Below are 18,137 nucleotides of genomic sequence, written 5' to 3'. Positions count from 1 at the left end.
ATGGGTCTCGCTCTCGTTTTGTTGCCTGTTGCCGGTGGTGCGGCGCGGTTCAGCGCAGCACGCCGTCCGCTTTCAGTTTTGCAGCTTTGTCGGCGTTAAACCACCAGAAGTCCAGATAGCCCAGATCGTAGGGCGGAAGCGGGTCGGGATGTTCGAACTGGTCATAATATGCGACGGTATGTTTGTCTTTATACCATTGCGGAACCATTATCTTCAGTGCCCGCATGACCCGATCCAGTGCTCTGGCGGCGATCACGAGGTCTTCCTTGGATTTGGCATTTCGGATCATGTCGATCAGCTCGTCCACCGCGGGGTCGGCAACACCGGGCGAGTTGAACACGGACACCGCGGCCTCTTTCGATCCAAATGATTGTGCCAGATTGCTGCCCGGTTCATACCCAAACGCCAGTTGGTCCGTGATGATGTCATAGTCAAACGCGTAGCGCCGATCGACAAATTGCGAGGTATCGACCCGGTTCAAAATCGCATCCACGCCTATGTTGCGCAAGTTTTCCACATAGGGATTGATCACCCGGTCAAAGGTTGGTGAAAAGGTCAAGAACTCGACCCTGAGCGTGTCGCCCTTTGCGTTGCGGCGGATACCATCGTCGCCGACGATCCACCCGGCATCGTCCAGAAGCGCCGAGGCCTGACGGGCATTTTTGCGATCAAACTGTCGCGCGCCAGAGGTCGGAGCCATGATCGCTTCGCCCAAGGCACCTTCGGGCAGTTTGTCAGCGAGTGGCTCAAGCAGTGCCAGTTCCTCGGGCGACGGGGTGCCAGTGGCTTCAAGATACGAGTTTTCGGCAAAGCTGTTGACCCGTTCGTAAATGCCATAGAACAGTGCTTCGTTTGACCATGTGAAATTGAACATCAAGCCGATGGCGTCGCGGACGCGGATATCCTGGAACTTGGGGCGGCGCATGTTGAACACGAAGCCTTGCCCCGAGGCCTGAGAGCCATCGTGCAGTTCCGCTTTGATCACTTGACCGCTTCTGACCTCTGGGAAGTCGTAGGACGTGGCCCATTCCTTCGAACTGTTTTCGACCCGAAAGGTGTAGCTGCCCGAAGTAAAGCCCTCGAACGCGGAATTGCTGTCGGCAAAATATTCGATGCGGATGGTGTCGAAATTCCAACGACCCTTGTTGATCGGCAGATCGCGGCCCCAATAGTCCGGGTTGCGCTTATAAACGATGCGCTGATTGATCTTGTAACTGTCAAGCATATAGGGACCGGTGCCCAATGCCTGCTCCAGTCGGCTTTCATCCAGCCGCGCGCCTGTTTTTTCAAACCACGCTTTGGACATAACGGGCGTAGAACCCGCCTGCGAAATGCGATCGCGGACCGACCCATCAGGCTGGAAGGTGAACTTGACCCGTGCCGGGTCCAACGCTTCAACATTGGCAATGATCCGGCTGACGCCTTCGCGGAAACTGATCAGACCTTGCTCCATGAACAGGTTATGCGTGAAAACCACATCTTCGGCGGTGACAGGGCTGCCATCGGCAAACTGTGCTTCGGGGCGCAGGGTGAAGATGACCCAGCTTTGATCTTCCGGGTATTCAAGGCTTTCAGCCAACAGCCCATAGGAGGTGCCGATTTCGTCGGCTGTGCTGGTGAGCAGACGTTCAATGTTGATCGAGGCAAGCGCCCCGGCCACACCCTTGCGCGCATAGGGGTTAAAGCTGTCAAACGTGCCGCTTTCTGACGCGATGACAATCTCGCCGCCTTTCGGCGCGTCTGGGTTCACGTAGTCCAGGTGCGGGAAGTCCGCGCCATATTTTGGCGTGCCGAAATAGGAATAAGCATGCGATATGATCGTTTGCTCTGCCCTTGCCGTCAAAGGGATGAGCAACAACAGCGTGGTCACCACCATCCACCAGAAAACCGAACGGGTCTGGATATCATTGTCGGGCAGGGCGCGCGTCAGGGTTGGCGTCATATGGTGGGCCTCCGATGGAAAAGCAGAAATCGCTCGCCACCAAGCTAAAGGCGGGGCCTGATAACATTCAAGGCGCGAATTGGTGATCACCCCATGAACCCGCCCTGACAGGCGTGATATCGCAAAAGAAAAGGCCGATCCGCTGTGCGAACCGGCCCTGTCTTGGTATTTCAGGTGCGTCTATCCGCCAATGGTTTGCAGATACGCAATCAGGTTGGCGCGGTCTTCTTCTTTTTTCAGACCCGCGTAGGTCATCTTGTTGCCCGGCGCATAGCCTTTCGGATCGGCCAGCCATGCGTTCAGCTCTTCCGGACCCCAGTTTCCGTCAAGCCCTGCCAGAGCGTCCGAATAGTTGAAGCCGTCAACACCGCCGATCGGGCGGTCAACAACACCAAACAAGTGCGGGCCGGTGCCGTTGGCACCGTCTTCCAGCTTGTGGCAAGCGCGGCATTTGCCCCAGACCTTTTCGCCTTTGGCGGGGTCGGCTGCGGCCAGCAGGTCTGCGAAGGGAACAGCTTCTTCTTCCTCCACCTCGGCTTCGCCGTCGTCAGCGGTGGCGATCACGTAACCAGAGGTCGCGTGACCTTCGTCGCCATGGCCCCCGGCTTCTGTCGAATACAGGCTGTCTGCTGCCCAAGAGCCCAGCAAGAAGAACAGGAGGGTGCCAAGAACAGCGGCCCCGGCTTTCGTCATTGTCATTGTGTCGAACATGTCGCGATCCGTCTCATCCAAAGTCAAAAGCCTTCTAGCCGCTTCCATTGCCATGTTTCAAGCGATATGAGGCGCCACAGCTTGAGGTTTACCGCTAAACTGCAGGAAGGACCCGCGAAATGACCAACCGCATCGCCTTTCAGGGGGAACCCGGCGCCTATTCACACGAAGCCTGTCTTGCCGCACGCCCTGACATGGACCCCATGCCTTGCGATTCCTTTGAAGAGGTGATCGAAGCCGTGCGCTCGGGGATTGCGGCGCAAGCCATGTTGCCGATCGAAAACACCACATATGGCCGCGTGGCGGATATCCACCGCCTGTTGCCGGAAAGCGGGCTGCACATTCTGGATGAGGCATTCGTGCGCGTGCGCATTTCCCTGCTCGGCCTGCCCGGGGCCAGGATTGAAGACATCAAAACCGTGCGCGCCCATCTGGTCTTGCTGCCGCAATCGTCGGAATTCCTTAAACTTCATGGTATTCGCGGCGTCTCTGCCGCCGACAGTGCTGGCGCCGCGGCCAATCTGGCGCGCTCGAAAGCCGCGGAAGAAGGTGTGCTGGCCTCTGCGCTGGCTGCCAAGATCTATGGCCTGGACGTGTTGGCCGAAGATGTCGAAGATCACGGCCACAACACCACGCGCTTTGTGATCATGGGGCCTGAGCCAGACCACACCCGCCGTGGGGATCACGGAATGATCACCACGTTTGTCTTCGAAGTGCGCAACATTCCCGCGGCCCTGTTCAAGGCGATGGGGGGCTTTGCGACCAACGGTGTGAACATGACCAAGCTGGAAAGCTACATGGTGGATGGATCGTTCAGCGCCACGCGGTTTTACGCCGATATCGAAGGTCATCCGGACGACCGCAACGTGCAATTGGCGATGGAGGAGTTGGACTATTTCACATCGTCACTGGATATTATCGGTGTGTATCCACGCGATCCCGCGCGCGACTGAGCGCTGAGCACGGCCAGTGCTATCCAGCCTGCCGCGCACGAACGCGCCCTTCGATGGTGCGTGCATAGGTCGCCACACGGTGCTTGAACCGCCGGGCCAGATTTGACCGCGCCAGTCTTGCGGATTGCAGCAACAGGCGCGCTGGTATTGTTTTCGGACGAATGTCGATGCTCATATTCATCCGGGTGCGGTTGCGCGACAATTCGACGAAATCAATTTCGACAAGCGCTTCCATACCAGACACTTTGGACAGCATTGCCAGCGCATTGGGCGCATCGTAGGTCATCATTTCCATATCCGCGATCCGGTCACGGTTGCGATAGGGAAACTTGGCCTGCCAACGCATCCCGGCACCCGGCACGCTAAGCGTATCGGTTCGGCTTACCTCGGCGCCCCGCCGCAGCGCCGCGCGCTCCAGCCCATCGAAGTCCGAAACCGCTTCAAAGGCCTGTTCGATGGTGGCTTCGATGTCTTCGCGTGTCGCAAATTTCATTGTGAAAGGCCCTCTGTCTGCCCAATATTCTGGGGCAGGAATGTGGTCTTAATCCAGCCTGTCCGCAAGCCAGTTTGTCAAAAGAAAATGCGCGATAGAACCTTTTCGCGCTGCGGCAATGTCCGGATGACGGCCGGCAAACACCTCCAGCATGTCTTCGCGCGACACCCAAAGGGCGCCTTCCAGTTCGATGGGGTCAAGAGTGATATCGGTCGTGGTCGCAAGCCCGCGTGTTCCGATCATCAACGACGCTGGATAGGGCCAGGGCTGCGAGGCCAGATAGTCGACCCGATCGACACGCACACCGGTTTCTTCAAACACTTCACGCCGGGTGGCAGCTTCGATCGTTTCGCCGGGCTCCATGAAGCCTGCAAGCAGTGAATACATGCGCGGCGGCCAGTTTTCATTGCGCCCAATCAAAGCCGAATTGCCATGCGTGATCAGCATGATTACCACAGGATCGGTGCGTGGAAAGTGCATTCGACCGCAGCTATTGCAGCGGCGCTGCCATCCGCTCATGATGACATCGCTCATCTCGCCGCAATTGGCGCAGAACCGGTGAATGCGGTGCCACTCCAATATGCCTCGTGCGGTGGCCGCTATTTCGGCTTCAAGCTGAGTGAGTTGCGCCATCACACCGCGCAGCTCGCCAAAGCTGTGATCTTCAGGCGTGCCAGTTAGATGTTGCAAACTGAGGTCAAGAAACTCATCTGCGCCGGGCAATTCGCCCTCTGGTGTCAGGTCCGAGATGTCTACGGCAAAGACGGGGCTGGTTTCAGTGTCGCCAAGATACACGCACCGGTCCAACCGGTCTTGCAGAACGGCATGGTCGGCTGACAGAAACGCAAGGCTTTGTCGGCCATCCAGATCGGGCCTGAGCAGCGGTTTGCCGCGCCAGAGGGGAAGGATTCTACCCTTCTTGATGCGATCTTCGATGGCGCCTTGGTTGCCTCTGATTTCAGCCAAGCGGTTCAGCAGACCCGCCCCGAATGTGACCTCTTCGGCAATTTTCATCAGACCCTCGCGTCGGTTCAAAGCCCGATGCACGCTAGCAGGATCACGGACGAATACCATCCAGTTTTGCGCCTCAAAAAACACGCAAAGATAGAAAACAGTTTGTTTCCCACTCGCCCAGATGGCATTTCCGTTGTCAGAAGCCTAGTGTGAGGTTGCGGCTAACATGTTGGCCCCGAATTTGTTCCAGAAGACAAGGTTTGTCGACGTTGAAATCCATTCGAAATCGTGACGCAAGGCCCGTGCCCCCTCACACAACGTTGCGCGTAATGGCGACGACAGACCTGCACATGCATATTCTCCCCTACGACTACCTGTCTGACAATCGCGTGGACCAGTGGGGATTGGCGAATACCGCGTGTCTGATCCACGCAGCCCGACAGCAAGTGCCCAACTCGATCCTGCTGGATAATGGCGATTTTCTGCATGGGACGGCGATGGGCGATCTTGTGCTGGAGCGGGCCGGGTTGGACGATGCGCCTGCCATCGATGTTGCCACCCATCCAATGATTGCTGCGATGAACCATCTGGACTATGACGCGGCAAATCTGGGCAACCATGATTTCGACCGTGGGGTCGATGTGCTGCTGGGGGCGATCGGACAGGCAAGTTTTCCAGTTCTGTCTGCAAATTCAGTTCTCAGGCGCGCCGCGTGTCCGACCCAAGACACAACACTTATGCCCCCGTTCACGATCCTGCACCGCAAGGTCACAGACACAGGCGGGGCGGTGGGCGATCTTGGGATCGGAGTGCTTGGTCTGCTGCCTCCGGGATCGCTGCGACAAGGCAGTGGGCAAGATAACCTGCCCGAGACACGCGATATCGTCGAAACAGCACGCGCCTATGTTCCGCTGATGCGTCAGAACGGTGCCGACATCGTCATCGTGCTTGCCCATTCAGGGCTGGGCGGCAGCACGCATGTTCCCAACATGGAAAACGCCCTTGTGCCGTTGTCACGACTGGATGGGATTGATGCGATTGTGGGCGGTCACACCCATCAGGTGTTTCCGGCTGGTGATCACGCGGCCCATGGCCCGAATTCGACCGAGGGGCGACTGAACGGCATACCCACGGTGATGCCGGGGTTCTGGGGGTCCCATCTTGGAATCGTTGATCTTGACCTGACCCATCAGGACGGGCGCTGGCAGGTAAGCTCGGCCAAGGTCGATCTGCGTGCCGTGACAGGGGCGGATCGAACGCCGGCGAACAGCGTGGTCAAGACGCCGTCAACGCTGCGAAAACCGCACACACCACCGACACCCGCATCTGCCCCAGACTTGCCGACCCTTCTGGATGGCTTACATGAAAAGACACTCAGCCACATGCGAACGCGGGTGGGTCACAGTCTGGAAGATCTCGATACCTATCTTGCCTTGGTGGGGGCCGACAATGCCACGCGCCTTGTGCAGGTGGCGATGGCGGATTACGCGCATCAGATTCAGCAAGATATGGCGGGTGAGGTGCTGCCCGTTCTTGCCTCAAGCGCGCCGTTCAAGTCGGGCGGGTTGGGGGGGGCGAATTATTACTCCGACGTTCCAGCAGGCGACATCACGCTGCGGTCGGTATCAGATCTGTATATCTTTCCGAACGAGTTGATCCTTGTGCGCGCGACTGGCGCCTATCTGAAAGATTGGCTGGAGCGCTCTGTCAGCATCTACAACCAAGTGCTTCCGGGCGACCGTCGAGTCGCGCTGAAAGAAGATGCGACACCGGGCTATCTGCTCGAGGCGGTGTTCGGGTTGACCTATCAGGTTGATCTGTCACAGCCCGCGCGGTTCACGCCCGCCGGGGCCGCGTCTGGGCTGGCAGCTGGTCGCATCATTGATCTTTGTCATAACGCTCAGGCCGTGCACGATGATGACGAGTTCCTTTTGGCGACCAGTGATTTCAGGGCGCGCGGCGGTGGTGGCTTTCCGGTCGCGCCGGCCGACCGGATCATGCCAACGCCACCGATTGCCATACGCGACGTTCTGAAGGCTTTTGTGGAACGAAACGAGGTGATCGAGGTGTCCCCTGCACCGATCTGGAGATTTGCGAATGTGCCGGGGGCCAGCATCATGTTCAAGTCCTCGCCGCGCGCCGCGACGGCCGTCCAGAAATACCCCTGGCTGTCGATCGATTGCGTGACGGCGCGCGACGCAAAAGGTTTTGCACATTACGAGATGGAACTCTGAGGCTTGCATCGCTTGTGAGTGCCTCATATATGAGAGGCGAGAGGTTGGCGCGGGCAGGCACCTCGCCAATCTGGTCAGGTCCGGAAGGAAGCAGCCACAACGAGCCCCGCTTGGGTCGTGTTCAGCCTCTCACCCAGTTTCAAATTCGCAGAATTTGAAACCCCGACAGGCAAAACGGAGTTTTGTCGAGAGGGACAGAACAGTTTCAAATTCGCAGAATTTGAAACCCCGACAGGCGAAACGGAGTTTTGCCGAGAGGGACAGCCGCCCAAAAGCCCGAAACCACCACGGGCCGCCAACAAACGGAGGGACTTCATGACTGTTCTCATCACCCTTCGGGCAGGAAATTGCTAAACGGGTTTGACCCATTTCTGCCTGAGCACGCACACCCCAAGCCGCGTTTGCGCGCGGGGTGCAATGCCATGCTGAAACAGGCAGACCAATGACACACACACTTACGGACCTTGGTTGGTCCCCTTTCTTCGAAGCGCAGCGCGACGACGCTGCCGACTTGACCCCTTACCGGATCACCGACATTCACCGCAGCCGCATGAATGCGCTGGGCGAGGCGGGCGAGGTCACCCTGACCTCTCCCAAGATCGTGGCCGGCGAATTGGCGGTTGGCGATTGGGTTTTGGCCGACCCAGAGCTTCGCATACAACGATGTTTGGAGCGAAAATCACTGCTTCAACGACGTGCCGCCGGGACCGATGCACATACGCAGCTGATCGCGGCGAATGTCGATACGCTGTTTATCGTGACCTCGTGCAATGATGATTTCAACATTGCCCGGATCGAACGGTTTTTGGCACTGGCACATGAGGCTGGATGTTATCCTGTTCTGGTCCTGACAAAAGCGGACCTGTGCGATGATCCCCTTCGATACGAGGCCGAGGCACAGACCCTTGACCCGATGCTGACGATCCTGACCGTCAACGCCCGCGACCCATCCGGTGCGGCAGCGGTGGCGGCGTGGTGCAAAGCCCCGCAAACGGCGGCCTTTATCGGGTCGTCCGGCGTGGGCAAAACAACCCTAACCAATGGCTTGACTGGGGGCGACGCCGACACCGGCGGCGTCCGCGAAGACGACGCGAAGGGCCGCCATATCACAACCTCGCGCAGTATGCGTCCCATGCTGCAGGGCGGTTGGATCATTGATATGCCCGGCATGCGTGCGTTACGTCTTTTGGACACCCGCGAGGGGATCGACAGCGTTTTTGACGATCTGGCCGAGCTGGAAACCCAATGTCGGTTTTCCGACTGTGCGCATGAAACCGAGCCAGGGTGTGCCGTACGCGCGGCCATCGACGCGGGAGAGCTTGATCTGGACCGTTTGGCACGCTGGCGCAAATTGCGCGCCGGTGATGCAAAGAACACCGAGACGGTGGCCGAAAGCCGCGCGCGACAGCGAAAGTTCTCGAAAATGGTGAAGAGCGTTACCAAGGGCGCAGGAAAGCGCAAAGGACGTTAGTCCAAGGGGATATCATTTGGCGCGCGTCCGCAAATCAGGTCGCACTGAGGTAACTGACAGGATAGGGTCGGAACATGGCCAGTCACGATGCAAAAGATGATGAGGAAAAAGCTGAAATCCGAACGCGGTGGGCCGAGGATCGAACGATCATGGCCAACGAGCGCACGTTTTCAGCGTGGATGGGAACCGGCCTTGGCGCGGTGGGTGTTGCGATCGGGTTAAAGGCCGTGTTTGGGGCGTTTGATCCAACCTGGGCGGCCAAGCTGGTCGCGACTTTGTTCTTGCTGGCAGCGATCGTGATCTATTGGGCGGCACGGCGGCAGGCTTGCAAAACTCTGTCGCGGCTATCTGAAAACGATGCAGAAGCGTTACCGACACAGTCTTTCACCCGTCTTGCCGCTTTGATGACTGTGGCAACGGTTGGGGTCGGGGGGATCTTGTGGGCGTTGTGACCAGCGACCGCATCTTTGGTGGACCCCTGCCTCGCCCCGCTTTAGTCTTCTGTGACTGGACGAATCTCGACAAAGGTTGACGATGAGCGACACCACTCCCGACACGGCGCAAGCAGCCCGGCCATATCAGGTTCTGGCGCGCAAATACCGCCCAGAAACGTTCGCCGATCTGATCGGGCAAGAGGCGATGGTGCGCACGCTCAAGAACGCGTTCGAAGCCGATCGGATCGCGCAGGCCTTTGTAATGACGGGCATTCGCGGCGTGGGCAAAACCACGACGGCGCGGATCATCGCCAAGGGTATGAACTGCATCGGACCGGACGGCACGGGCGGACCAACCGTCGAGCCCTGCGGCACTTGCGAACACTGCGTGGCAATTGCCGAAGGTCGCCACGTGGATGTGATGGAGATGGACGCGGCCTCGCGCACCGGTGTCGATGATATCCGCGAGATCATTGACAGCGTGCACTATCGGGCGGCCTCGGCGCGTTACAAGATCTATATCATCGACGAGGTTCACATGCTGTCCAAGAACGCGTTCAACGCGCTTCTGAAGACGCTGGAAGAACCTCCCGAGCATGTGAAGTTCATTTTTGCGACCACCGAGATTCGCAAGGTGCCTGTCACGGTTCTGAGCCGCTGCCAGCGGTTTGACCTGCGCCGGATCGAACCTGAGGACATGCTGGCCATGCTGCGCCGGATTGCCGATGCGGAAGGGGCTGCAATCGCCGATGATGCGCTGGCGCTGATCACGCGCGCCGCCGAAGGCTCGGCCCGTGATGCGCAATCGCTGCTGGATCAGGCGATCAGCCATGGCGCGGGCGAAACGACTGCCATTCAGGTGCGCGCCATGTTGGGGCTTGCCGACCGGGGGCGGGTGCTCGACCTGATCGACTTGATAGCCAAAGGCGAAGCCGCTGGCGCGCTAAGTGAGTTGGGCGCGCAATATGCCGATGGGGCCGACCCCATGGCGGTCTTGCGTGATCTAGCCGAGGTGACCCACTGGATCAGCGTGATCAGGATCACCCCCGAGGCCGCCGAAGATCCGACCGTTTCCCCTGACGAACGCACACGCGGACAAGCGATGGCCGAGGCCTTGCCGATGCGGGTTTTGTCGCGGATGTGGCAAATGCTTTTGAAATCCATAGAAGAAGTCGCCAATGCACCCAATGCCATGATGGCGGCTGAAATGGCGATCATTCGCCTGACCCATGTGGCTGACCTGCCGTCGCCGGAAGACCTTGTGCGCACCTTGCAGAATGCACCGGCCCCGCCGCCGTCCTCATCTCCACCCCCGTCTTCACCGTCCGCGCCGTCTGGCGGGTCGTTGGGCGGTGCGGCGCCCCAAGCGGGTGGGTCGATAGGTCAGCAGTCGGGCGTTTCGTCATCGGGTGGCACATCCGGAGGCGGTGGCGCGACAGCCAGGGCCGTGGCGCTCGCCCCCGAGATGTCTTTGGCGCGTTTTGCGCGCTTTGAAGACGTGATCGAACTGATCCGTGTAAACCGCGATGTGAAGCTGCTGGTCGAGGTCGAAAGCGGCGTGCGTTTGGCAGCCTATGCGCCGGGTCGGATCGAATTCACACCCACCGACAAAGCACCATCAGACCTTGCGACGCGGCTTGCACAGCGGCTGCAAGGCTGGACCGGCGTGCGCTGGGGCGTCACGTTGGTGAACGACTGCGCCGTGGCGACGATCGCTGAGACGCGGGATGGCGAAAAGCTCGCGTTGGAGCAGAAAGCCGTGGAACACCCGCTGGTGCAGGCCGTCATCGCGACCTTCCCGACCGCGCGCATCACCGAAATTCGCACTGAGGCAGATCTTGCCCAAGAGGCCGCGACCGAGGCGTTGCCCGAGGTCGAAGACGAATGGGATCCTTTTGAGGAAGGTTGATGCAATCACACGGGTGCGCCTTGTAAGCCGATAGCCCCGACCGTATCTAGAACTGAACACACAAGATCGAGGAGCGTGACATGCTTAAAGGACTGGGTGGTCTTGGCGATATGGCCAAGATGATGAAAGCCGCACAAGAGATGCAGACCAAAATGTCGGATATGCAGGAAAGCCTGTCCACGATAACCGTGGTCGGTGAAAGCGGCGCAGGTCTGGTGCGGGCCACCGCCACCGCCAAGGGCGTGTTGACGGGGCTGGATATTGACCCCTCGATCTTTAATCCCGATGAAAAAGAAGTGGTCGAGGACCTGATACTGGCCGCGATCAAGGATGCGCAGGCCAAGGCGCAGGAGCGTAGCGAAAGCGAGATGTCGCGCCTGACCGAAGAGCTTGGCCTGCCCAAGGACATGAACCTGCCGTTCTAAGGCAGATCACCGCATGTCAGAAGCCCCTCGCGATATCGAGAACCTGATCGAGCTGATGGCCAAGCTGCCGGGGCTTGGACCACGATCGGCCCGGCGGGCGGTGCTGTATCTGATCCGAAAGCGCGCGCTCGTGCTGACGCCATTGGCGGACGCGATGGCCGCCGTGGCCGAAACGGCGCGCGAATGTGTGGTCTGCGGCAACGTATCGACCGCCGATCGTTGCGATATCTGCCTGTCGGAAAAGCGCGCTGTGGGCGAGATTTGCGTGGTCGAAGATGTGGCCGACCTGTGGGCGATGGAACGGGCCGCCCTGTTCAGAGGGCGCTATCACGTGCTGGGCGGCACCTTGTCGGCGCTGGATGCGATCGGTCCCGAAGATCTTGGCATCCCGCGTCTGATCCAGCGGGTCATCGATGAAGGCGTAACCGAGGTTATTTTGGCGCTGAACGCCACCGTCGATGGTCAGACCACCGCGCATTACATCGCCGAAGAGCTTGAAGGGCGGTGCACCGTTTCGTCTTTGGCGCAGGGTGTCCCGATTGGGGGCGAGCTGGATTATCTGGACGAAGGCACCATTTCGGCCGCTTTGGCAGCGCGCAAACGATATTGAACGTGTTGCCAGCTGTGGCCCATCAGAACTGATCCAGAAGACGCCTTAGGTAGTCGCGCTCAAGGTCAGGACGGTCGCCATCACCGGACCGACGGCGCAATTCTTCCATCAATTCTTGCGCGCGTCGATAGACGTCCTCCCCATCCTCCAGCGGCCCGTCTGACGCAACCGCGCCTGATTGGCCGTCCGGGTTTCGTCCCAAGGGATCACGTTGGCTGGACTGGCGGCCTTCGCCGGGGCTATTGCCCTGCTCACCCTGTCGCTGCGCCTGTTGGTTTTGCATTGCTTCATCAAACTGGCGCATACCCTCGCGCAGCGCCTCCATCGCATCTGCCTGACGGTCCAATGCCTCGGGCAGATCACCTTGTTCAAGAGCGTCGGCGGCGTCGCCCATGGCGCGACCGGCGTCGTCCAGTGCATCACGTGCGGCCTGACCGGCCTCGTCGCCCGCGCCGGGCAGGTTGCGGCGCTGCTCTTGCAACTGCCGCTGCAATTCACGTTGCTGTTGTGTCAGATCACCGCCTTGCCCGGCGCTGTCGCCTTGTTCGGGACCGTTTCCTTGTCCGTCCTGGCCGTCTTCGCCGCCGGATCCATCATGGCTCTGGCCGCGTCCCTGGCCACCGTCGCGGCCTTCGTTGCCTTCAGCTTCACCCGCTTGCGCTGGCCCGCCTTGTTCTTGCAGGTCGCGGAACGCCTGATCTGACAGACCTTGTTGTTCGCGCAATGTCTCCTGCAGTCCCTCGCGGGCGCTGTCGCCGGGTTCGCCCGATTGACCGTTCTGCGCCATTTGCATGTTTTCCATCATCTGGCGCATTTGGTCGAGCAACTGCATCGCTTCGTCTTCGCGCCCCTCGCGCATCAGTTCTTCGATCCGGTCCATCATCGCTTCCAGATCGGCTTGGCTCATCTCGATCCCGTTTTCAGGTGGCGGTTGGTCGGATTGCGGGCCGTTTTCCTGGTTCTGAGCAAGCTGGTCCATATAGTCGCGCATCGCGTCACGCACCTCGTCCATCAGCTCGGCCAGTTCCTCTTGGCTGGCGCCGTCGCGTATGGCTTGTTCCAGCCGGTCCTGTGCCTGCTTCATCCGGGCCAATGCATCGGCAAGGCGACCATTTTCCAGCTCGACGGCGACATCCCAAAGCAGTTGGGCAACCTCGTTGCGCAGTTCTTCGGGCAGGCCCGATGGCAGGTCGGAAAATGCGATGCCAGCTTCGAGCCGCCGAATTGCACCGCGCAGGCGCAGATAGGCGCCCTCTGCTAGGTCAAGCTCATCAGGTCGGTTCAGCACCGTGCGCAATATCTGCGCCACGCGGGGCGCGTTGTCGCGCGACCACAGCAGGTCGCGGCGTTGTTCCACCAGAGCTTTGGCGACCGGATGCAGAAAACGACGCGCAGGCAGGATCATCGAAAGCGGCGCGGAGGTGCCCGTCTGTTCAGCGCCATCTTGCGCAACCAGCAGCAGATCGACCGGCAGCCCAGCCCATGGGTGTTCAATCTGCACCTCTTCGATCGTGCCTTCAATCAGCGTGCGCGCGCCCCGATAGGGCAGTGGCAGGTCAACAACCAGCGGGTCGCGCGGTTCGGGTTCGATGGACAGTCCGTGCCGACGATCAATGCGACCAAGGCCCAGAGTTGCCTCGGCGCGGCCAGATGTGACGGCATAATCGTCGCTGGCAACGAAGGGCAGCGCGAAATCCCCGGCAAGGCGGCGCGTCAACTCTCCGTCAATGCGGACCGTCGGCGGGGTGTCGCCGATGGCGGTGATCTTCCAGGCGGATGCCTGAGGTCCGTCGATTGTCAGCGTGCCATTTTGTGCGATGTCAAAAGTATAGCTTTGCTGCGTGTCCGCGGCGATCGGTGCCTGCGTGATGTCTGTCGCGACAGACAATTCACCCAAATCGCCATAAAGCCGCAGCGTCAATCGGCTTCCCTGTGGAACTGCCAGCGGCCCCGGCGGTTGATCGGCAAGATAAAGGCTGGGCCGTCCGGTATAGGCGGGCGGTTCGATCCACCCTTCCCAACTGGCACTGGCCACGTCCAAAGGTCCTGTTGTGTCAGAAGGTCCGCGTGTCGCGTCCAAGCCGTCTGCCCAAGGGGTGAACAGCAGCGCCAACGCCGCCGCGGTTGCAGCGATCAGGCGCAGCGAAAACGGGTCGTTTTTGGCAACCCGCATATCCGGTGAAACGGGCTTTACACCCTTCAGGCGCAAGGCCATGCGCGCCAAATGCGCCTGCCACAGCGCGCGTGACGCCATGTCGTCGCGGCCTGTGGCCTGTTCGTCCATCAGGGCAGAAATCGGGTGGCCGGACAGGCTGTTGTCCAATTTGGAAATTCTGGCGGCGTGGTCCGGCCATGAAAACCTGCGCGCGCCCCAAACCAGCGCGGCGAGGGCTGCAACCCCGCCCCCCCACATGACCGCTTTCATGGCGGGTGACGGTCCGAAGCTCCAAAAGCTCCAGATAGCAAAGGCAGCAAGCAGGATGGTTGCGAGCGGCCAGAAGGCTTGCCAGAAGCGTTCCAAAACCATCCCCGCCCCTGTCGCGCGCAAGGGCCATCTGAGATGCGACTGCACCTCGTCAGGAAGGGTGGGGCGGGTCATCGGACCCGCACGTGGTTCACAGCCATGCAGGGATGGTATCGCGTCCCAGCATCTGTTCATAGGTGGGACGGGCACGGATGACTTCAAATTGATCACCCATCACCAAAACCTCGGGGATCAGGGGGCGGGAATTGTATTCCGAGGCCATAACGGCCCCATAGGCGCCCGCCGACCGGAAGGCGATCAGGTCATCGGGTTGAAGACTGTCCAGATCGCGGCCCTTGGCAAAAGTGTCGCCGGTTTCGCAGATTGGACCGACGATATCATAGCGGGCTTTTTCGTCACCGGGTGTCGCCTCGATCACCGGGATAATATCATGGTGGGCCTCATACATGGACGGGCGCACAAGGTCGTTCATGGCGGCGTCAACGATCAGAAAATCCTGCCCTTCGCCTTCCTTGACATAGATGACCGAGGTCACCATCAGGCCCGCATTCCCCGAGATCAGTCGCCCCGGTTCGATCTCGATCTCGCAGTTCAGATGCCCTACGGTTTCGCGCACCACCTGTCCGTATTCGATGGGCAGCGGCGGCGCGGTGTTGGACCGTTCATAGGGAATGCCAAGCCCGCCGCCCAGATCAAGTCGGGTGATGTCGTGGCCGTCTGAGCGCAGGGCTTCAGTCAGTTGCGCAACCTTCTGGTAAGCTTGGCGGAACGGCTCCAGCTCGGTCAGCTGGCTTCCGATATGCACGTCGATGCCGACCGCTTTCAGGCCGGGCAGGGTGGCGATCTCGGCATAGACCTCGCGGGCGCGGGCGATCGGGATGCCGAACTTGTTTTCCGACTTCCCGGTCGAGATTTTGGCATGGGTTTTTGCGTCCACGTCCGGGTTAATCCGCACGGTCACGGGGGCAACAACACCCATCTCTGACGCGACTTCGGACAGAACCCGCATTTCGGGTTCGCTTTCCAAGTTGAACTGCCGGATGCCGTGGGTCAGTGCCAGCCGCATTTCGTCACGGGTTTTGCCAACACCGGAAAAGACAATCCGGTCGCCCGGCACACCTGCGGCCAATGCGCGGCGGTATTCCCCGCCGGAAACCACATCCATGCCAGCCCCCATGTCACCCAACAGCTTCAGAACAGCGAGGTTCGAGTTCGATTTGACGGCAAAGCAGACCAGATGATCGGCCCAGTCGAGCGCCTCGGTGAACAGTCCGATATGACGCTTCAGGGTGGCGGTCGAATAGACATAGAAGGGCGTGCCGACCTTGGCGGCAATATCCTGGATCGAAACGTCTTCGGCGTGCAAGACGCCGTCACGGTAAAGGAAATGGTCCACGGGGCGTGCCCTTTCTGTCTGCGCTTGGGCATTGCCCTAAAGGATGCGCCGCGATCTGGCAATTGCGAAGCGATTGCTTCGGCCTGTCAGATGGGGCGCGTGCGCAGAAACAGATAGAGCGGTAGGCCGCAACTGACCCCCACGAGGAAGGTGGCCGGGATCGCCCAAAGGGCCGACCAGTTTCGGCGCACCGAGGTTTCAGCGATGATCCAGACGGTCAGGGTGACGCCTGCCAGCAAGAGGTCCAACGTGGCGCCCCGCGTTGCAAGGTTCGCGCGCCAAGCCTGAAACAGGTCGCCAAGCGATAGCCCGTTTTGCGCAAACCAAGCGGCGAAATAGGCACCCGGCACGACCGCTCCGATCACCGCCAGCGCAAGATAGGTTTTGCGCAGGCGCGACAGAGGCTGGCGGGTTGTCATTGCGCAGCGCCTTGGTTGGCGGTGTCTTCAGCGCTGCCGGGGCGCACGGGCTCTCCGTCTGCACCGCACGCGGCCAGACCAAAAAGGGCGAGGAACAGGGCTGCGCGGATCATGCCAGCACCTCTTTCCAGCGCGCGATCTGCGCGCGCACCTCGGATGGGGCCGTGCCGCCATAGGATGTGCGGCTGGCGACCGAATTATGCACACCAAGAACGCCGAAAACCTCGTCGGTGATGGCCGCGTGAACCGATTGCATATCGGCCAGCGACAGATCGGGTAGGTCGCAACCGCGATCCTCGGCCATCGCGACCAGTGATCCGGTCACGTGGTGGGCATCGCGGAACGGCATGTTCAGCGCGCGCACCAACCAGTCGGCAAGGTCGGTGGCGGTCGAGAAGCCGGAAGAAGCCGCAGCCTCAAGCGCGTCCGTATTGGCCGCCATGTCCGACACCATGCCGGTCATTGCAGCCAGCGCCAGCATCAGGTTGTCTGCGGCATCAAAGACCTGTTCCTTGTCTTCCTGCATGTCCTTGGAATAGGCGAGCGGCAGACCCTTCATCACGGTCATCAGGCCCACGGTGGCCCCCATGATCCGCCCGATTTTGGCGCGGATCAGTTCAGCCGCGTCCGGGTTGCGTTTCTGCGGCATGATGGACGACCCGGTCGACCATTTGTCCGACATACGCACAAACCGGAACTGGGCCGAGGACCAGATCACCAGCTCTTCGGCAAAGCGGCTGAGGTGCATGGCGCAGATGGACGCCGAGGTCAGGAACTCCAACGCGAAATCACGATCGGCCACGGCGTCCAGTGAATTGGCGGTGGGGCGATCAAAGCCTAAAGCCTTGGCCGTCATGTGCCGGTCGATGGGGAAAGACGTGCCGGCGAGGGCGGCCGACCCAAGCGGGCATTCGTTCATCCGGGCACGCGCGTCGCGAAAGCGCGACATGTCGCGGGCGAACATCTCGACATAGGCCATCATGTGGTGGCCCCACGTCACAGGCTGCGCGGTTTGTAGATGGGTGAAGCCGGGCATGACCCAATCGGCCCCCGCCTCGGCCTGACTTAATAGCGCGCGGATCAGTGCCTCCAGCCCGTCAATCGCCGCGTCCATCTGGTCGCGGACCCATAGGCGGAAATCAGTGGCGACCTGATCGTTGCGCGACCGGGCGGTGTGCAAACGTCCTGCGGGTTCGCCGACGATTTCTTTAAGGCGGGATTCGACATTCATGTGGATGTCTTCCAGCGCGGCAGAGAAGGCGAAAGTGCCGCCTTCAATCTCACTCAGGACTTGCGTCAGACCTTCGTGGATCGCTTCAGCGTCCTGCTCTGTGATGACGCCGGTCGCGGCCAGCATTGAGGCGTGCGCGCGCGATCCGTCGATATCTTGGCGCGCCATGCGCTGGTCATAGCTGATCGAGGCGTTGATCGCCTCCATGATTGCATCGGGGCCAGCGGAAAAGCGGCCCCCCCACATGGCGTTGGCGGTTTTGCTGTCGTCACTCATGGTCATCCTTTCGGAAGGTCGGATCTGCGTTGCCTTGCTATACGCGCCGCGGGCCACGGGTGCAATTGGGCAACCGTCTCAAGGTGTCTGGGGCGTCGTGTCTGCACGTGTCGCCGTGCGCTTGAGGCAGCGGAAACGGCGCTGGATTGCCGATGCCCGGTTTCGGGCTTTGTGGCCGCTCGTCCCGGGTATAT

At 60.2% G+C, this 18,137-nt stretch carries 15 protein-coding genes and 1 other RNA gene; 8 read left to right on the top strand and 8 right to left on the bottom strand.

The features are described from left to right. Positions 1 to 49 precede the first annotated feature (49 nt). Both Q0864_RS09400 and Q0864_RS09395 read right to left on the bottom strand, forming a co-directional pair. Positions 50 to 1,942, bottom strand: coding sequence for an extracellular solute-binding protein (locus Q0864_RS09400; RefSeq protein ID WP_298568468.1), 1,893 nt, complete (start codon positions 1,940 to 1,942; stop codon positions 50 to 52). Positions 1,943 to 2,122: 180 nt separating this feature from the next. Beyond that, positions 2,123 to 2,653: a cytochrome c family protein gene (locus tag Q0864_RS09395; protein WP_298568465.1), complete on the bottom strand. Its 531-nt coding sequence runs from the start codon at positions 2,651 to 2,653 to the stop codon at positions 2,123 to 2,125. 119 nt (positions 2,654 to 2,772) lie between these two features. Between Q0864_RS09395 and Q0864_RS09390 the strand changes: the two genes are divergently transcribed. Then, entirely contained in the window at positions 2,773 to 3,606 is an 834-nt protein-coding gene (locus Q0864_RS09390; RefSeq protein WP_298568462.1) for a prephenate dehydratase, read from the top strand. A gap of 19 nt (positions 3,607 to 3,625) precedes the next feature. Here the strand turns inward: Q0864_RS09390 and Q0864_RS09385 are convergent, their stop codons facing one another. Both Q0864_RS09385 and nudC read right to left on the bottom strand, forming a co-directional pair. Continuing rightward, positions 3,626 to 4,099: an SRPBCC family protein gene (locus tag Q0864_RS09385; RefSeq protein WP_298568460.1), complete on the bottom strand. Its 474-nt coding sequence runs from the start codon at positions 4,097 to 4,099 to the stop codon at positions 3,626 to 3,628. A 48-nt stretch (positions 4,100 to 4,147) separates the two neighbouring features. Continuing rightward, the gene (nudC, locus tag Q0864_RS09380; protein ID WP_298568457.1) at positions 4,148 to 5,113 is read right to left on the bottom strand and encodes an NAD(+) diphosphatase; all 966 of its coding nucleotides are present in this window, start codon (positions 5,111 to 5,113) and stop codon (positions 4,148 to 4,150) included. 149 nt (positions 5,114 to 5,262) lie between these two features. Here nudC and Q0864_RS09375 point away from each other — a divergent pair, with 149 nt between their 5' ends. The 7 genes from Q0864_RS09375 to recR all read left to right on the top strand — a co-directional run bounded on the left by Q0864_RS09375 (position 5,263) and on the right by recR (position 12,136). Continuing rightward, entirely contained in the window at positions 5,263 to 7,287 is a 2,025-nt protein-coding gene (locus tag Q0864_RS09375) for a bifunctional 2',3'-cyclic-nucleotide 2'-phosphodiesterase/3'-nucleotidase (RefSeq protein ID WP_363317615.1), read from the top strand. A 37-nt stretch (positions 7,288 to 7,324) separates the two neighbouring features. Next, positions 7,325 to 7,422: signal recognition particle sRNA small type (ffs, locus tag Q0864_RS09370), an RNA gene on the top strand. A gap of 307 nt (positions 7,423 to 7,729) precedes the next feature. Further along, the gene (gene rsgA, locus Q0864_RS09365; RefSeq protein WP_248368827.1) at positions 7,730 to 8,758 is read left to right on the top strand and encodes a ribosome small subunit-dependent GTPase A; all 1,029 of its coding nucleotides are present in this window, start codon (positions 7,730 to 7,732) and stop codon (positions 8,756 to 8,758) included. Between the two features lie 74 nt (positions 8,759 to 8,832). Then, complete coding sequence (locus Q0864_RS09360) at positions 8,833 to 9,210, top strand: DUF202 domain-containing protein (protein WP_248368829.1); 378 nt, start codon at positions 8,833 to 8,835, stop codon at positions 9,208 to 9,210. Positions 9,211 to 9,292: 82 nt separating this feature from the next. After that, positions 9,293 to 11,101, top strand: a complete 1,809-nt coding sequence (locus tag Q0864_RS09355) for a DNA polymerase III subunit gamma/tau (RefSeq protein WP_298568444.1) — start codon at positions 9,293 to 9,295, stop codon at positions 11,099 to 11,101. An 80-nt stretch (positions 11,102 to 11,181) separates the two neighbouring features. Then, positions 11,182 to 11,526 carry a YbaB/EbfC family nucleoid-associated protein gene (locus tag Q0864_RS09350; RefSeq protein ID WP_298568441.1) on the top strand — a complete coding sequence of 115 codons (345 nt, stop codon included), beginning with the start codon at positions 11,182 to 11,184 and terminating at the stop codon, positions 11,524 to 11,526. 13 nt (positions 11,527 to 11,539) lie between these two features. Further along, positions 11,540 to 12,136, top strand: a complete 597-nt coding sequence (gene recR, locus Q0864_RS09345) for a recombination mediator RecR (RefSeq protein WP_298568438.1) — start codon at positions 11,540 to 11,542, stop codon at positions 12,134 to 12,136. 22 nt (positions 12,137 to 12,158) lie between these two features. Here recR and Q0864_RS09340 read toward each other — a convergent pair whose 3' ends face one another. The 4 genes from Q0864_RS09340 to argH form a co-directional block, all read right to left on the bottom strand. Beyond that, a complete protein-coding gene (locus Q0864_RS09340) occupies positions 12,159 to 14,735 on the bottom strand; it encodes a TIGR02302 family protein (protein ID WP_298568436.1) in 2,577 nt (858 codons plus the stop codon). A 16-nt stretch (positions 14,736 to 14,751) separates the two neighbouring features. Next, on the bottom strand, positions 14,752 to 16,017 hold the full coding sequence (gene lysA, locus Q0864_RS09335; RefSeq protein ID WP_298568433.1) for a diaminopimelate decarboxylase: 1,266 nt from the start codon (positions 16,015 to 16,017) through the stop codon (positions 14,752 to 14,754). 86 nt (positions 16,018 to 16,103) lie between these two features. Next, positions 16,104 to 16,436: a DUF2834 domain-containing protein gene (locus Q0864_RS09330; protein WP_298568430.1), complete on the bottom strand. Its 333-nt coding sequence runs from the start codon at positions 16,434 to 16,436 to the stop codon at positions 16,104 to 16,106. Between the two features lie 109 nt (positions 16,437 to 16,545). After that, positions 16,546 to 17,943 carry an argininosuccinate lyase gene (gene argH / locus Q0864_RS09325; protein ID WP_298568428.1) on the bottom strand — a complete coding sequence of 466 codons (1,398 nt, stop codon included), beginning with the start codon at positions 17,941 to 17,943 and terminating at the stop codon, positions 16,546 to 16,548. Between the last annotated feature and the right edge of the window lie 194 nt (positions 17,944 to 18,137).

The organism is uncultured Aliiroseovarius sp. (assembly GCF_947497285.1).
Classification (GTDB): domain Bacteria; phylum Pseudomonadota; class Alphaproteobacteria; order Rhodobacterales; family Rhodobacteraceae; genus Aliiroseovarius.
The sequence above is the reverse complement of the archived record's forward strand: the minus strand, read 5'-3'. Positions and strand labels throughout refer to the sequence as shown.

Coding starts and splice junctions, on each gene's coding strand:
- Q0864_RS09385 (WP_298568460.1), bottom strand. CDS start 4,099: ATGAAATTTGCGACACGCGAAGACATCGAAGCCACCATCGAACAGGCC.
- Q0864_RS09400 (WP_298568468.1), bottom strand. CDS start 1,942: ATGACGCCAACCCTGACGCGCGCCCTGCCCGACAATGATATCCAGACC.
- Q0864_RS09360 (WP_248368829.1), top strand. CDS start 8,833: ATGGCCAGTCACGATGCAAAAGATGATGAGGAAAAAGCTGAAATCCGA.
- Q0864_RS09395 (WP_298568465.1), bottom strand. CDS start 2,653: ATGTTCGACACAATGACAATGACGAAAGCCGGGGCCGCTGTTCTTGGC.
- Q0864_RS09350 (WP_298568441.1), top strand. CDS start 11,182: ATGCTTAAAGGACTGGGTGGTCTTGGCGATATGGCCAAGATGATGAAA.
- rsgA (WP_248368827.1), top strand. CDS start 7,730: ATGACACACACACTTACGGACCTTGGTTGGTCCCCTTTCTTCGAAGCG.
- argH (WP_298568428.1), bottom strand. CDS start 17,943: ATGAGTGACGACAGCAAAACCGCCAACGCCATGTGGGGGGGCCGCTTT.
- Q0864_RS09390 (WP_298568462.1), top strand. CDS start 2,773: ATGACCAACCGCATCGCCTTTCAGGGGGAACCCGGCGCCTATTCACAC.
- recR (WP_298568438.1), top strand. CDS start 11,540: ATGTCAGAAGCCCCTCGCGATATCGAGAACCTGATCGAGCTGATGGCC.
- Q0864_RS09340 (WP_298568436.1), bottom strand. CDS start 14,735: ATGACCCGCCCCACCCTTCCTGACGAGGTGCAGTCGCATCTCAGATGG.
- nudC (WP_298568457.1), bottom strand. CDS start 5,113: ATGAAAATTGCCGAAGAGGTCACATTCGGGGCGGGTCTGCTGAACCGC.
- Q0864_RS09330 (WP_298568430.1), bottom strand. CDS start 16,436: ATGACAACCCGCCAGCCTCTGTCGCGCCTGCGCAAAACCTATCTTGCG.
- Q0864_RS09355 (WP_298568444.1), top strand. CDS start 9,293: ATGAGCGACACCACTCCCGACACGGCGCAAGCAGCCCGGCCATATCAG.